General features: G+C 60.0%; 1 pseudogene. It reads right to left on the bottom strand.

Annotated features, from left to right (window positions below):
* A pseudogene (locus ABD104_RS30270) lies at window positions 1–531 on the bottom strand (transposase); the annotation flags it as partial.
* Window positions 532–578: the final 47 nt, after the last annotated feature.

The following is a 578-nucleotide window of genomic DNA, read 5'->3' as shown; positions in this document are numbered from 1 at the left end:
AACCTGCCTGCTGATAGACGCGGAACAGCCGTTTGTGATTGACGGCCCACCCTTCGCGCTTGACGAGCACATGCAGCCGCCGATAGCCATAGCGCCGCTTGGCGGCTGCCAGCTCACATAGCCGGTCCCGTAGGGCCTGGTCATCCGGGCGGCGCGATTCATAGCGGTACAAGGACCGGGAGATGCCGAATAGCCCACAGGCGCGGGTGACGCCTAAGCCATGCACTTGCATGACGTGCATCACTGCTGCTCGCTTCGCCTGCGGGCTCACCACTTTCGGCCGAGGACATCCTTGAGCGCCGCATTGTCCAGCATGCTCTCGGCTAGCAATCGCTTGAGCCGCGCATTCTCCGCTTCCAGGGCCTTGAGCCGCTGCGCATCCGACACGGTCATGCCGCCGAACTTCGCCTTCCAGTTGTAGTACGTCGCATCACTGATGCCGTGCTTGCGGCATAGGTCTGCTACCTTTGTGCCCGCCTCGGCTTCCTTCAGGATGCCAATGATTTGTTCTTCTGTGAAACGCTTCTTCATGCTACCTCCACGGAGGCAGACTCTACATCATTACCGTACTAATCTCG

This window comes from Pigmentiphaga daeguensis, assembly GCF_039523035.1.
Lineage (GTDB): Bacteria > Pseudomonadota > Gammaproteobacteria > Burkholderiales > Burkholderiaceae_B > Pigmentiphaga > Pigmentiphaga daeguensis.
This window is presented reverse-complemented; position numbering and strand designations above follow the sequence as displayed.